13 protein-coding genes are annotated in these 15145 nt (G+C 42.3%); 9 read left to right on the top strand and 4 right to left on the bottom strand.

Annotated features, from left to right (window positions below; genetic code table 11):
* Positions 1-63: 63 nt before the first annotated feature.
* The 5 genes from GJS45_RS00685 (at position 64) to GJS45_RS00705 (ending at position 8496) form a co-directional block, all read left to right on the top strand.
* A complete protein-coding gene (locus GJS45_RS00685; RefSeq protein WP_162339527.1) occupies positions 64-2502 on the top strand; it encodes a zinc-dependent metalloprotease in 2439 nt (812 codons plus the stop codon).
* 413 nt (positions 2503-2915) lie between these two features.
* The gene (locus GJS45_RS00690; protein WP_162339528.1) at positions 2916-4595 is read left to right on the top strand and encodes a hypothetical protein; all 1680 of its coding nucleotides are present in this window, start codon (positions 2916-2918) and stop codon (positions 4593-4595) included.
* Between the two features lie 593 nt (positions 4596-5188).
* Positions 5189-5557: a DUF4260 domain-containing protein gene (locus tag GJS45_RS00695; protein ID WP_162339529.1), complete on the top strand. Its 369-nt coding sequence runs from the start codon at positions 5189-5191 to the stop codon at positions 5555-5557.
* A 310-nt stretch (positions 5558-5867) separates the two neighbouring features.
* Positions 5868-7235, top strand: a complete 1368-nt coding sequence (locus GJS45_RS00700) for a hypothetical protein (protein ID WP_235954521.1) — start codon at positions 5868-5870, stop codon at positions 7233-7235.
* A gap of 19 nt (positions 7236-7254) precedes the next feature.
* Positions 7255-8496, top strand: coding sequence for a dipeptidase (locus GJS45_RS00705; protein ID WP_162339530.1), 1242 nt, complete (start codon positions 7255-7257; stop codon positions 8494-8496).
* A 103-nt stretch (positions 8497-8599) separates the two neighbouring features.
* Here the strand turns inward: GJS45_RS00705 and GJS45_RS00710 are convergent, their stop codons facing one another.
* Positions 8600-9280, bottom strand: coding sequence for an aspartate/glutamate racemase family protein (locus GJS45_RS00710; RefSeq protein WP_162339531.1), 681 nt, complete (start codon positions 9278-9280; stop codon positions 8600-8602).
* Positions 9281-9974: 694 nt separating this feature from the next.
* Here GJS45_RS00710 and GJS45_RS00715 point away from each other — a divergent pair.
* Both GJS45_RS00715 and GJS45_RS00720 read left to right on the top strand, forming a co-directional pair.
* Positions 9975-11144: a TlpA disulfide reductase family protein gene (locus tag GJS45_RS00715; protein WP_235954522.1), complete on the top strand. Its 1170-nt coding sequence runs from the start codon at positions 9975-9977 to the stop codon at positions 11142-11144.
* Between the two features lie 480 nt (positions 11145-11624).
* Positions 11625-12533 carry an SAM-dependent methyltransferase gene (locus GJS45_RS00720; protein WP_162339532.1) on the top strand — a complete coding sequence of 303 codons (909 nt, stop codon included), beginning with the start codon at positions 11625-11627 and terminating at the stop codon, positions 12531-12533.
* Between the two features lie 67 nt (positions 12534-12600).
* Here the strand turns inward: GJS45_RS00720 and GJS45_RS00725 are convergent, their stop codons facing one another.
* A complete protein-coding gene (locus GJS45_RS00725) occupies positions 12601-13749 on the bottom strand; it encodes a DUF4221 family protein (protein ID WP_162339533.1) in 1149 nt (382 codons plus the stop codon).
* 4 nt (positions 13750-13753) lie between these two features.
* The gene (locus GJS45_RS00730; protein WP_162339534.1) at positions 13754-13891 is read right to left on the bottom strand and encodes a hypothetical protein; all 138 of its coding nucleotides are present in this window, start codon (positions 13889-13891) and stop codon (positions 13754-13756) included.
* A gap of 420 nt (positions 13892-14311) precedes the next feature.
* Here GJS45_RS00730 and GJS45_RS00735 point away from each other — a divergent pair, with 420 nt between their 5' ends.
* Together GJS45_RS00735 and GJS45_RS00740 are read left to right on the top strand one after the other, a co-directional pair.
* Positions 14312-14545 carry a hypothetical protein gene (locus tag GJS45_RS00735; protein ID WP_162339535.1) on the top strand — a complete coding sequence of 78 codons (234 nt, stop codon included), beginning with the start codon at positions 14312-14314 and terminating at the stop codon, positions 14543-14545.
* Positions 14542-14847 (top strand): type II toxin-antitoxin system RelE/ParE family toxin, encoded by a 306-nt coding sequence (locus tag GJS45_RS00740; protein WP_162339536.1) that lies wholly within the window; start codon positions 14542-14544, stop codon positions 14845-14847. The genes GJS45_RS00735 and GJS45_RS00740 overlap by 4 nt, the downstream gene beginning before the upstream one ends.
* Here GJS45_RS00740 and GJS45_RS24015 read toward each other — a convergent pair.
* The gene (locus GJS45_RS24015; protein ID WP_202928008.1) at positions 14813-14923 is read right to left on the bottom strand and encodes a helix-turn-helix domain-containing protein; all 111 of its coding nucleotides are present in this window, start codon (positions 14921-14923) and stop codon (positions 14813-14815) included. The two genes, GJS45_RS00740 and GJS45_RS24015, sit on opposite strands and share 35 nt — an antisense overlap.
* Positions 14924-15145: the final 222 nt, after the last annotated feature.

The following is a 15145-nucleotide window of genomic DNA, read 5'->3' on the forward strand; positions in this document are numbered from 1 at the left end:
GGGCAATGCTACTGTACTCTCATTTATATTTTTATTTTTGCTACACCTTAACATCAAAATTTTATGAAAAATATTGTTTCAAGTATCGTCTTGATAGGGCTGTTCATGTCTGTTCAAACGGGGTATAGCCAAAAGAAAAAGAATAAAAATAAAAATACCCCTGTAACCGCCGAAAATTCAAGCAAAAAGGATTCCTCTTTTAAAGAATATTCGGAAGTAATTACTTCATCGGCAATTTCTGACGAAGGTATTTTTACGGTCCATAAGGTAGATTCGGAATATTATTATGAAATTCCCTTCGCTCAGTTTGGGGATGACATGCTTTGGGTGACTCGGATTTCAAAAATCCCTGATGGATTCGGTGGTGGCTATGTGAATGCCGGGTCAAAAACAAATGAACAAGTGGTACAATGGTCCAGAGTGGATAACTCCATTTTACTTCGCTCCATTTCCTATTCCAATGTAGCCAATGACAGTTTGCCCATTCACCATTCCATCATAGCCAATAACAACCATCCGATAATAGCGTCGTTCGAAATTGAAGCTTTTAATTCCGATTCTTCAGCGGTAGTCATTTCGGTAAATAATCTATTTTTAGACGATAATAGGGCAATCAGTGGCGTATCTGAAAGCATGCGTCAGCAATACAAGGTAAAGGCCCTGGAAAAAAACAGGAGTTTTATAAATAGGATGGCAAGTTATCCGGAGAATGTTGAAGTCAGGCATGAAATGACCTATGCGGCATCTGAGCCACCTTCGAATAGTAAGACGGGTACCATTTCGTTGGAGGTCAGCCAATCTATGTATTTACTACCGGAAACACCTATGCAGCCCCGATTGTATGATAAAAGAGTCGGTTGGTTTACCCTCAGCCAGGTGGATTATGGGTCGGAAGCCCTTAAAGCGGACAAAAAGACTTATATAAGGCGTTGGCGATTGGAACCAAAAGATCCTGAAGCCTATGCCAGAGGGGAATTAGTGGAACCGGTAAAACCGATAATCTATTACCTTGACCCCGCTACACCCGACCGATGGAAGCCCTTTTTTATACAAGGCGTGAAAGATTGGCAAGCAGCCTTTGAAGTGGCCGGGTTTAAGAATGCCATCATTGCAAAAGAGGCACCAACCCCAGAGGAAGATCCCGACTGGAGCCCGGAGGATGCACGCTTTTCGACGATACGTTACATTGCAACGACGACAAGAAATGCAATGGGTCCTAGTGTAAGTGATCCTCGATCTGGCGAAATTATTGAAAGTGACATTGTATGGTACCACAATCACATTCGTTCCTATAGAAATCGATACCTACTCGAAACGGGATCAGCTAACCCGCTTGCGAGAACATTGCATACACCCGAGGCAGAAATAGGCGAAATGATGAGAATGGTCATCGCTCATGAAGTGGGACACGCCCTTGGCCTGCCGCATAATATGAAAGCGAGCCATTCCTATCCCACTGACTCGTTACGCTCGGCAACATTTACCCAAAAATGGGGATTGGCAGCTTCGATAATGGACTATACGCGGTATAATTATGTCGCACAACCTGGGGATGAAGGGGTGCGTTGGGTGCGAATGCTCGGACCGTATGATACATATGCCATTAACTGGGGATACCGGGTAATCAGGGAAGCGGAGTCGGCAGCGGATGAGCAAGTTATGCTCAATAAATGGATACGTGATAAGGAGGGCGATCCGCGCTATCTTTTCGGTAGCTACAACGCCTATGATCCAAGTTCACAGACTGAATCCGTAGGAGACGATCCCATTAAAGCCAGTAGTTATGGCCTTTCTAACCTCAAAATTGTCGCAAAAAATCTCAAGGAATGGACGAGTACTCCTGGCGAGCCCTATGACGATCTTGACGAGCTTTACGGAGAACTTTTAGGCGTTTGGGCTCGATATGCCGGACATGTAAATATGCTGATTGGAGGCATTTATCAGGAATACAAAACCACCGACCAGTCGGGTGTTATCTATTCACACATAGCAAAAAGCCAGCAGCAAGAAGCACTAAGGTTCATTAACAAAAACGTATTTGTGACGCCGGACTGGCTTTTACAGGATGGCATATTGCAAAACATTGAAGCTTCGGGTGCATTGGCCAAAGTGAGGAGCCTACAATCGGGACAATTAAGCAGGCTGCTGCAAGAAGACAAAATGAAGCGAATGATTGAAAATGAAGCATTAAATGGAAACGAGGCCTACAGCCTTTCATCTATGCTTTCTGAATTGAGAAAAGGAATATGGTTGGAACTTTCAGCGACTCAAAACATCGACGCTTTTAGGAGAAACTTACAGCGGGAGCATGTAGTAAGGCTGGAAAAGGTAATGATAAATGATGCCAATAACCGATCTGATATTAGTGCCTTGGCCAGAGTTGAATTAAAGGAAATCCAAAAAGCTGCCAGGTCTGCTGCGCTCAGATATGAATCAGACTTAATAAAAGCGCATTTGCAAGACATAGATGCCTTGGTTGATTCGATATTGGATGAAGAATAAGGTGCAAGGCATCGATGAACTGAAGGTAATAGTAGCATTCAGGAAATACATCTAAAACCAGGTGGATCAATCCTCCGGATAAGGGTGAATACCTATCTTCACAGGTTAGCTATTCGTTTACTTCCATCTCGCACCAATTTGCGGTTGCTACTGGTACTGCTAGTGCATAGTCGGTCTGCCTCCGCAGAGATTTACCGCCATTTCCTGGCGATTTCCAGTAAAAATATGGTATAACCGCTTGATTTCTAGTTCGAAATACCTATATTGTTTTAACAGAAAACAGGAGTAGAATTTACTACTCACAGGCTGTATGTACGCAATGCTATTTTCAGAAGATAGCTTTAATCGGAACGTTGAGCTAAAATAATCAAAAAAAATCCAAACCATTGGTTAACCTTTGAAATCAATTAACTATGGGACTTTTTAACATCAATGACTTTGCAAACAAACCTGCCGACCTAAGAAAATCGCTGGTGGGTATTGATGGTTTTACCAAAAAGAACATCGAATTTATTATAGCGCGCTTACCTTATCCGAACAAAGAAGCGTTTAGGGTACATCTAGAGGAGATTGGCATAAAGAAATCCTTTCGTGACCGTATAGAGGAAGCTATTGACGTTAAGCCTTCAAGGAAAGTTAATCCACGCATGGATCTGTTGGCAAAAAAATCTTTGAATCGGATTATCAATACCCACTTATCGGCACAGAAAGTGTTCGGGAGGATGCTGAATGTTCTTGTAAAGCTGGGAAATAATATAGAGCTTACTTTAGAAGACGAAGTATTTTTTGGGGCTTACAAGGCTGAACCTACTGCTGCAAAGTTTATAGGGCGGTTATTGACAGAGTATGCAAAAGACGAGAACAAACTTGGCAGGTTTGATGAAGTGCTTAATCAGGGAGGCAAGGGTTCCATTCTGGCATCTGTGAAAACTTTTGATGAAAGAGTGTTGATGAATGAGATCAACAACCGGACAGGAAGATTTGATAAATGGGCCTTTCAGTTGGAGGAAGAAGATGGTGCTGAAACAGGACGAATTTTGACAGACCCAACAGATGATGATGCCCGAAGCGCTCTTTCTAATGAAAAGATACCTCCCGAGGGAAAGGGCGATGAAGGCGAAAAAGGAAATGAAGATATTTCCGAAAAAACAGTAACTATTGATGACAGAGGTAATATTTCTGTCACCACGAAAAGCCGCAAAGACGGTGATGACGATATCAGTCCCAAAAGGCCGGATAAGGATGACGAAATTCCGCCAAAGGATCCCGAATTCGAAAACCGGATTACAAATCTCTTTAACGAAAAAGGCGTGGGGTATGCTATAAGTATACATACCATTGAATGTAAGGATGTAAATGGAACCTTTTTCTACGACCTGTTTGATGATGAACTGGCTTTTGTATTTCAGGGAGATGTGATGTTTAAAAAGTCCGTGTTTCCAGTTATTGTGCCTACAAGAAGACCGAGAGAAGATGTTAACGAAGGTGACGTGCTGAGTGATATGCGGAATTTGTGCAAGGAGGACGATGAAAAGTCCGAGCACTTGTTAGATAGAGACGAAACACGCCTCGTGAACCGATTGGCATATCTTGGCCAGGCCGGATTCTCACCCAACAGGCAAGATGCGAAGAACAGCACCTTTAACTTGGATGAATACATTGAACTTGAAGGTAAATTAATGCTCTTCGAGTCAAATGACGAAATTCGACGGCTCATCAGAAGAATATTCCGCATACTCAAAAGGCTGGCCAAACTGGCTAGGAAAGCGGCCGGAACCATTAGCTTCGGTGGTGGAGATTTTGTTGATTTCGTCACTGAGGAGCTCAATGTCGACACGTTTGATGATATTGAACTGATTATTCTTGAACTGATAGATGAAAAGCAGGAGATTGGCTTTGCTAACTTCATGATAAATGCGGGGCATATTGAGGAAGCGTTTAAAACCGGTAAAGTGGAAAGTTTCGAAAATTCATTTGAGTTTGTAACCGATCAACCAGAGCAAATCAAAGAAGCAGGAGACGAAGGCTCGAGAGGACTTTATGAGATAAAACTCCGGTATGAACGATACAAACGTAAGCAAACGTCAAATTAATGAGAAATTTGACGTTTGGAATTAGAAGGCCTATATTTCTCTCGACACCACGGAAAAAGTAACCGGTGCTCCTCAGGGTAAGATAAAAGCATTAACGATTGGGCGATCTGAGAGCGTGGCAAGAAAAAGCATTGTTGGTTGAAGCGCCGATCGATGTCAGACAGGATACAGCTGGCAAAATGGGTTGGATCTGATTAATTGATTTGAAAGCCAGCTTCGTTGACTACTTCTATATAGAAATTGGACCGCTCACAATGAGGCGCCGGAAAAACCGAATTTATGCTTGCAAGTGAATGAAGACACCCAAGCCCGAATTCAACACTCCTAGCCAGTCGTTTCAAATGCCCAAAACAAACGTTTTTGCTTTTTCGCTAATATCTGGTTTTTTTGCATCGTTTATTATTCCATTATCCTGCGGGAAAGCTGGATCGCAGGTATTCCGCTCCGGAGATAATGAAATGATTGCAAGCTCATTCAGCTTGGTATATGGAGTTAGTAATAATGCTTTTTCGATCCTTTTTGGCAGGAGAAGCGTTCAGCTTGGAATGGTATAATTTCAGCCGTTAGGTAGTTAAAAACCAAATTTTGATGTCATGACTAAAAGCATTGAAAAGCTTCTGAAACTGGAAGAATTGGGTCAGTTTTTACTTTCAATCATCTTATTTAATCATTTAGGCTATTCTTGGTGGGTTTATCCTGCCTTGTTACTGTTACCAGACCTATCAATGGTAGGTTATTTGGTCAACACCAGAACAGGTGCCTGGCTTTACAATTTATTTCACCATAAGTTGGTTGCCATTCTCATTTTGGCTTTGGGATATATGTTTAACGTTTCAGCGCTAACCTTGGCAGGTATCATTTTTTTTGGTCATTCTGCGATGGATAGAATTTTTGGATACGGGCTGAAATTACCTGACAATTTTAAACACACCCATCTTGGTTGGATAGGAACCAAAGGTTGACTTACCCAAAAGGAAGTAGGATAAACAAGCGTTTTCATCCTAATTCTCTAAATAGGCTGAATGTGTACCGATAATGCGTTTCTAAAAATTGGTTTATCGGTCCTTCCTACCAGGCATCAAATACCTTGTGTTCCAGCTTATCTTGGATTCCCGTCAGGTGACCTCCTGAATATTCAATTTTCTTCCTAATCTCGAACCAATGATCCGGAAAAAGACCAATACGTAGGAATCGATTGCTAAATATTTGTATAGTTTTGTACCAGGCGAACGATTTACCCTCTACTATCTTACCAGTAATACATCAAACAATATGGCTAAAAGACCTACGAAAGATAAAGCCACGGACCACGGTTTCAATACAGTTGCCGAAAAGAAAGCGAGCAACACTTTCTTAACACGACGTGAAATGCTTGGGATAACCAGTTTAGCCGGATTGGCCACTTTTACTGGAATCGGGTTTAATGCTGCTGCCCAGTCTCCACAACGACGGCCCCGCATCGCTGTTTTGGCCAGCTATTGGGGTGCTACCAGATCCCATGCAGACTGGATCGTAACCAAGTTGATTGACGGATATTGGTGGCAGGGTGCCCATACACCATCACGAGTTGAGGTAGCTTCTATCTTTCTGCATCAACATGACCAAAGCGAACTGGGCCAGAAAGTAGCAAAGGCCAAAGGCATTCCGCTCTTTCGTACCGTAGGGGATGCTGTTATGTTGGGAGGGAAGGAACTTGCTGTGGATGGTGTGGTCATTGTGGGAGAACATGGAGATTATCCAAAGGACCTGAAAGGACATTGGCTTTTGCCTCGTTGGCTGATCTATAGCCAGGTGATGCAGGTTTTCGAGCAGAGTAAGCGGTCCGTTCCGGTCTTTAATGACAAGCACCTCTCTTACAATTGGGATGAAGCAAAGTGGATGTTTAACAAATCCCGTGAGCTCGATTTCCCCTTAACTGGTGGTTCCTCCATACCCGTCTACTACCGTAAGCCTGAGATAGAGCTCGATATCGATACACCCATAAAACATTCGATCGTACTGGGAGGAGCTGCAGACGAAGGGGGTATTTTCCATTGTATTGACGTACTTCAAGCCTTTGTAGAACGCAGGAAGGGAGGAGAGACAGGCGTCAGGTCCGTACAGTCCATCAGAGGGCCTGAAACCTGGAAATGGGTGGAACGGAATTCCTGGGCGCTCAAATTGCTTGATTCGGTGGAGAAAAAATTTGAACTAGCGCCTGGACATTTTCAGCAGGACGCCCAGGCAAACCTTTGTTTGGTGGAGTACAACGACGGAACGAAAGCGGCTGTACTCTCTGGCCGGGGTGTGGGTTGGACCTACGCCAGCGAAATCGAAGGGCAAAAAGACCCGACGATCATCTCTATGCTGGGTTGGGCAGGCCCTTTCGATCAATACCATGCCTCAAATGCCCAACCGCACTGGATCACCGAGATGATGGTTACCAAAAAGGAACCCTTCCCTGCTGAGCGACTGCTTCTCTCCACCGGAATTGTAAACCATTACATGGAATCCAACTGGGAAAATGGTCGGTTCACGCCCATTGGACGTACCATCGAAACCCCTTACATGGATATGACCTACCAATCCACCCGGGGTGCTCAATTTAATAAAGGTGATCGGCCCCCGAGCCGGCCCTATATAAGGGGTTTTGACTCCTAATTGATAATCTGATAACCTCATGAAACGCCGAGACCTTATAAAAAACTTAACACTTCTTCCGATTGCAGGAAGCATGTTTCCAATAGAAACCTTAAAAGCTGCTTCTGCCACCGGAATGAGTCTTCCTGCAGATCCCCCCACCAAGCCAATAAATGATTTACATCACCAGGCCTTGGTGATGGACGGGCATACGCACGTCATGACCCGCGAGCTGCTGTTCGGTACCGATATTGGACAGCGCTATACCGATGGGACCGTCGATCTGCCAAGGGCTAAAGAAGGTGGTGTAGATGCCATGTTTTTCTCTGTGTATACACCTGAACACTATTATCCCGGAAGGTTCGAGACAAAAAACACCTTTCGCGTGGTGAACCTGGCGCTGGACCAAATCGAAAAGAACCATGCGGTGATCGAGCTTGCCCTTACCGCTTCGGATATCGAACGCATCACCAAGAAAGGAAAGATTGCGGCATTTCTGGATTTAGAAGGCCCGTTTGACCTGGACGGAGATATCAACCTACTAAGAGCACTTTATCGATTAGGCCTTAGGTCCATGCAGCTAACCGCCCACAATACCACCAATGCGTTTATAGATACCTGCAATGATGTCAGACGATGGGGTGGTATTAATGAGCTCGGGGAAAACATCATCGCCGAAATGAACCGTCTTGGAATGGTTATCAATATTGCCCATGCATCCAATGAGGCGATCCTGCAAACGGCCGAGGCGAGTAAGCATCCAATTATCTATAGTCATGGTGGTTTTTACAGCATCGTACCTCATCCGCGCTGTATTACTGACGAAGCAGCGAAAGCAGTGGCATCAAAAGGGGGCGTAATAGGGATTCACTTTGGCAGCCTGTTTAACAACCCAAAATACTGGGAATGGCAGACAGATACAAAAGAGACCACACCCGCTTCCGTTCAAGGAGCTGAATTGAAGACCATTGAAGAAGTGGATCAGGAACTGATGAAAGAGGTTCCCCTGAATTTCACGGGAACGATTCCGGACCCCTATTGGATGCATGTAGATCAGTTGGCGAAGGTGATTGACTATGGAGTGAATTTAGTGGGAGAAGACCATGTTGCCATAGGTTCCGATTTAGATGGCGGTCCTGAGTTGCCTCGGGAAATTCAGGATATCAGCGATTTTCCCCAGATCACCCTGGCCTTGCAGCGGCTCGGTTATAGCGATAAGCGAATCAAAAAAATCCTTGGCTTAAACTGGCTTCGCGTGATCCGGGAGGTAACAGGGGGATGATACAATAGACTTTTCTTTGGCCTTCAATTTGAACTGTCAAGTTAACAGCGTACCCATCCTTTTCGTTTTTCCCGATAAAGGTTACCAACCATTTTTGCTGAAATCATTCCAAAATGAAATCGGCAGCCATCCTTGCATGAAGCGTTGTGGTAGCAAGCATTGGCAGATCAAAATCCGTTTCATTCATAAGAATTGGGAGCTCCGTGCATCCCAGAATAATACCCTCCGCTCCTTTTTGCCGTAACAATTCCATTTGTTCCATAAAAAACGTTTTTGCCCCGTCACTGAAAATGCCCTGCGTCAATTCATTGGAGACGTACCAATGATTTTGTGCGATGTAGCCTTCGTCAGGGATGACTGTCTGTAGGCTAAATTTCGTTGCTAAACGAGAAGGAATGAAATCACCAGTCATGGTAGGCCTGTTACCCAAGAGACCCAGTGTCTGTAGCTTTTTTTCCTTTGCCTCTTTCCCCACGGCATCTGCGATGTGCAATATTGGAATGCCTAGGTGCGGTTGCACGAAATCGTACACCATATGCGGCGTATTGGCACAGATGACCAGGGCTTTTGCACCTGCCGCTTCCAGGGTTTGGGCAATTTCCAGGTATTTGGCATTGATTTTTTCTTTATCCTGGGCCCGCATCAGTTCTATATTCAAGCTGTAGATAAGCAGCTCGGGGTTTCCCTGCGTACCGATCCTTTCTCCTACCAACTCATTAATAAGACGATAGTAAACAATGGTAGCATGCCATGAAGTGCCACCGATTAAACCTATTTTTTTCATTTGTAACCTGATCTGATTCCATCACAAAGTAAGAAAAAGAGGTTTCTTTTCCTTCCATTTGAAATATTTCATCGATCAGCGACCCATGGGAGGGAGTGCGACAGGGTCCGGGTCTTCATTTTTATAAAAAGAAATAGGCGCAATTACCGTTTGTTAGTTTCCCCATTTTGAAGCCCACTTTCAAAAAATCCCGTTCCATTTCTACTTTTGATTGCTCAAAAATTCATCATAGGGACTTTTTGATTTTAAGCAGATATATAATCAGCCGTCCTTTGAAGATATCGACTCTTAGGAATAAAAAAGTGGGTAAACCCTGTTCCCGTTCTTTTTATCTTAGTTGCCATGACAAAATTATTCGAAAAATTCTTCGGGGAAAACGGAATCAAATTCTATTTTCAACAGTTGAAGCATGAAAAGCTAAAATCAATTTTTATTACTACCGACCTACTTCAGAGGGTCTTGCTCCCCAGCATGAGGCTTGCATTGAAAACCTTGGAACCCTATTCCAGGATAATTTGGAGAATGACCAGGCAATAGAAGGATTTAACAAAACAGCCGAAAAATCAAAAATATGATTACCGAAGAAGTATGCTTGTATTTGAATAATAGGAGCAAAGTGTAGGTACCATTGAAAGCATTTGATTTGGATATATAAAACCATGTTCCTTTCTAAGTTGTGGCTTAGAGACGTTGAATGGAAAAGATTAATCAGCGACCAATAACTATTAATACAATGAAATCAGAAATAATTTTAATAAAAGCTTTAATCCTGATCTTACTCATGTCATGCAATGCCGCAGACAAGGAAAGCGCTAAGGCTGTAGCTCAAGATAAATTTATTTTGACCGGACGCATAGAAAATGCAGGTGAACTTGAAAACGTACGGCTGCTAAAAGGAGAAACGGCTACCCACGCCATCGAATTAGAAAGTAATGGTGGGTTTTATTTCGAAGGAAGTACGCCTGATGAGGCTTTATATACCTTATTGGTGGGAGAGCGATCATTTATGCTGGTACTAAAAAATGGAGAAAAAGTCGAATTCAACGCTGACCTGTCCAACCCTGACCATTACACGGTAAAGGGTTCGGAAACATCGGCTAAACTACAAAAGCTTGATGCGATTCGTCAAAAATTTGATAAACAACAGGTTAAATTACATGGTGATTTTGAAAAGCGGATAGATAGCGGCGAAACGATGTTATCGATACAGAATGATTTGATGGCCAAGAATGAAAGGTATGTCAGCGAGTTATCAGAGAAGGTGCTGCAGTTTTTTTTGGAGAACAAAAATAATCTGGCCGGTTTTTATGGAATGATGACTTTGTATTCCGTTGACCCGACAGCACATGAGGAAGCAATCATTAAACACATGGAAGAATTCCGGGAAAAGTTTCCAAACAATCAAGATGTGCAATCCTTTGCCTCACATATTGAAGAGATAAAACCATTAAGTATCGGTCAGCAAGCGCCGGACTTTAGCTCCTTGACACCGGAAGGCAAAGAAGTCAAGCTTTCCGACTTCAGGGGCCAGTACGTTCTTTTGGATTTTTGGGCGGCCTGGTGTGCGCCATGCCGTGAAGAGAATCCTAATATCGTTTCCCAGTATCATAAATTTAAAGATAAAGGGTTTACCGTTGTAGGACTATCCCTGGATAGCGATCGGGATGCCTGGCTTAAGGCCATTAACGACGACAAACTGGTTTGGACGCAGCTATCGGACCTCAAAATGTGGGATAGCGAAGCAGGTCGCTTGTACAACATTACGGCTATTCCAGCATCCTTTATGATTGACCCGGAAGGAAAAATAATTGGAAAAAACCTGCGCGGACCAGCACTGCAACGGTTTTTAGAGCGCAATTTATAATTTCAGGTAAGTCGTTATAGAGGGTATAAGGTTATCCTCATACCAATTAAAATTCTTAATTTATCAGGTAAACTATTTGCCGTACAAATCCACTTCAGCATTAAACAGTGAAATTCAAGGAAAATAGGTGTCTGGGATCATGCTATCGGTTAAATTATTTTTTATAATTAATCGTTATCTTTAAATGAAAATGTGATAGGAACGGACTTAGCAGTAAAAAAAGAACATGTCCATTGAAAACCTTTCCAGCATCCGGATCACCTCAAGAGACCGATAAAATGGTAAGCCGTTCATACCACTACTTGGTTGACGAAGATTATAGGACCATAAATAGTGTAGCGAGTAAAACCTTGTTTATTGAAGTTGTTCCACAGTGATGATTTTACCGTTTGGTTCACCAATAGACTCCAAACATGAGTTTTCAAATTAAACATCAATGGCTTAGATATAAAATATTTACCCACCAAAACATCATTAAATATGGCCAGCAAGCAGGATATCGATTATACCTATTCCAAAATGGACAAAATATGGAGGTGGAGCGTGGGGGAAACGGCTGATTTTACCGGGGCTAAGTATGATGGTGATTTTTCACTTTCACTGGAAGCGGCCCAGCGAAATAAGCATACGTTTATTGCTGAAAACCTGGAAATAAAAGCGGGTGATAGGGTACTGGATATCGGTTCGGGTTGGGGGCCGTTTTTAACCTATATCAAAGAATTGGGCGCAATAGGAACTGGTATTACACTTTCGGAGGGTCAATACAATGCTTGTAAGCGCAATGGCCTTGATGTACATATTTGTAATTACCGCGACCTAAGCCCGGCTACCTTTGGAAAGTTTGATGCCATTGCCTCGGTTGGGGCATTCGAACATTTTTGTTCAGTGGATGAGTACAGAGCGGGTAAACAAGATGAGGTTTATCAAAACTTTTTTAAAATTGTCAGCAGTCTACTTCCGGTGGGCAAGCGATGTTTTATCCAATCCATGGTTTTTGATAAAGGCATGATTGCCATTGACAGTGCCGATATACATGCACCTAAGGATTCTAATGAATATTTGTTAGCGCTGATTATGAATGAATTCCCCGGTTCCTGGATCCCTTATGGAAAAGAGCAAATCATAAAAAATGCAGCTCCGTATTTTAAGCTCGTTACCGAACATAGCGGCAGGCTGGACTACATTGAAACCATCAAAGTTTGGCGGCAAAAACTGAAATCTTTTGGCTGGAAGAAGTACTGGGCCTACCTACAGCTTGTTCCTCAACTGTTCACTGACCCATCGATGCGTAAACGCCTAAGCAACTTGAAAGTTGCACCTATCAAAGTTGCTTTTGAACGGGAAATTTGGGACCACCACCGCCTGGTGTTTGAAAAAGTAAGTGATTAGTTTTAACCCGAACCTTCTCCGAGGCGATTTTCCTTCCATCCTTCCCATTCATGATTTTTTTAGAGGTCTAAAACGTAAAATCAATGACTGCAAAACCCAATTCGTCTTCGATATTGACATAGGACCAGAGCTGGCCGTCTTTCCAAAAGTAATTTGCAGGAACTTGTGATAAGCCTTCAATTTTGGTTTCACCCAAAACATTGAAGTCTTGATCATAAGCGAAAAGAAAAACCTCATAAGTATAAGTAGAGGGGTCTCCTGGTTTTTCACCCGTAAAAGTTTTTCGGCCCAGTCGTAAAAACATTTCTCTGGTCTCATCCCAGCGGGGCTCCATGTAGTTCAAATGCTCGAAAACTTTTTTTCGATCTTCATTAAATGCTGCTTCGTCAACAGGAGAATTATTTACAGAGAAGGCCATCCGGTTAGGAAAGTTTTGGTGCTGAATATCAACAAATTTCAAGCTGTCCGTCATCAGATCCAACCGGTAAATGGCGCTCATCGAACCAACGGTGAGCAAAAGCTGTCGATTTTCGATATACATATGGCTGTCGACCCAAAAAAAGTTGATCATCCCATCTACGACCAAAGTACCTGTAAATTCCTTCACCGCTTTCATTTCGGGTATTGATTCCATTCGAAATTCTTTGGTAATCGGATCGATAATAAATAGCAGGTGCTTCCCAGTTTCCTCACTGGATGGTTGGGAATAGATTCTACTATTCTCAAAATCAAAAACGGGATTATTATACAACAGATGTAGATTATTGGCTAGTTCAGGGTCAATTCCTTCCGGCACCACTTGTAGACTTTCGACCATTTCTCCGCTGGTATTAAATATTCCCTGCGTGTTATTGCCGCTAATAAATAAATCTCCTTCTGGTCCCAACTGAAACCTAACCCTGTAAGGCCCCCCGACTCCATTAGGCCCTTCTTTCTGAAATGGTGTTTTGCGAACCAACTTGAGGTCATTCAAATCTACTTCTACCAGGTTCAATGGTTCATTTTCAAAAAACAGCAGTTCGTTTTCGTCTTGGTCAAGGGCTTTAGCTCCTAGTCCTGAGCTAAGGATGAAAATATCATCACCCGAATCTACCAGAACTGTATCCACCGTAAAGGTCAGATTTTCAAGGATATTTACTGATTCAGCCTTTTCAGAAGGTTCGCTATTGCAGGAAAAAATAAGAGGGATCAAAAGGAGGTAGAATAGGTTTTTCATTGTTTTAAAATTTAAAGTCTATTACTGCAAAGCCCAATTCATCTTCCACATTGACAAAGGACCAGCGTTTCCTGCCTTTGAAAAATGGGAATCCGGGAATTTTATGCCATTCAGGCAGGTGTTTTTCTCCTGGTAAATTCATATTTATTGCGGTTAAAATAACTCTCCTGTAACAAAAGTAACCTTTTGCTTTAAATTAACCCCACTCATCACCTAAAATTTTAATAGATTATTTCTATTTGGCTTGGGACCGATTCCTCACAAGTGTGGAATTTGAGAAAATAGGTAAATGAATTGAACCCTCCAATAATAAAAAAGCCTATAATCAATTGTGATAGAGGCTTTTACTAGTCATTTCTTGTAGCTTTTTATAATGATTTATACTTTCCTATTTTGGATACAGAAAGTATAATTGCTTATTTTACAATAAGTTAACTTATTGCCGGTACAAATACGGTACAGAATTCAACAGTGATTTTTTAAGGACTAAACAGTGGCTTGGATTATTCACATAATCATTTTTTATAATTTATCGTTATCTTTAAATGTAATTATGATAGGAATGGACTTAGCTGTTAAAAAAATAGAACTGATCAATTGGTTAACCAGGCAAGATGAAGCCATGGTCGAAAAAATTGATAACTTACGTAAATCTTCCATGGAATCGGCATATCATTCGAGAATGGGAGAAAAACTGGAATCCAAATTAAAACGCTCAGAGGCTGACATAGAAAGTGGGAGGACCCATAGCCAGGAAGATATGGAGACTTATTTCGAAAGCAAGTTTAATCAGTGAAGAAAGTACAAGTAATCTGGACTGATGAATCTTTAGGGGATTTAGAAGCCATCTATGATTTTCTTGTTGCCAAATCTCCCCAAGCGGCGAAGATGTTGGCCATATCTATTTTGGCAAGAACCCGTCAATTGGAAACTTTTCCAGAATCTGGATCACCTCAAGATACAGATAAAACAGTAAGCCGTTCATACCGCTACTTGGTTGAAGGGAATTATAAGATCATATATAGTGTAGAAGGAAAGGCCGTGTATGTTGAAGCGGTGGTAGCTACCAGACAGGATCCAGCCGGTACAAGAGTTTAAGATATTCGCTGATTCTGGAACTGCTTACCCCCAAATATTGAGAAAGTGCTTTTTGACTTAAGCCACGTTCATGCATTCTAAGTTTTATGGCTTATAAGAGGGAGGAGGCTGGGTTGGGTGCTGCTTTTCTTCATAATCTGCCACCATATCGGAAAGCAAATTCAGTTCCTCGTACCCTTTGCTTCTGGATTATTTATGTTTTCAGGAACAGAAAGTAATTCCTCAATTCATTTTATTATGGCAGTATATTCTATTTCTGAGTTGATCATGGTTCAGGTATTTTGAAGGTCCTTTATTT

It is taken from the genome of Cyclobacterium salsum, assembly GCF_010119245.1.
GTDB lineage: Bacteria > Bacteroidota > Bacteroidia > Cytophagales > Cyclobacteriaceae > Cyclobacterium > Cyclobacterium salsum.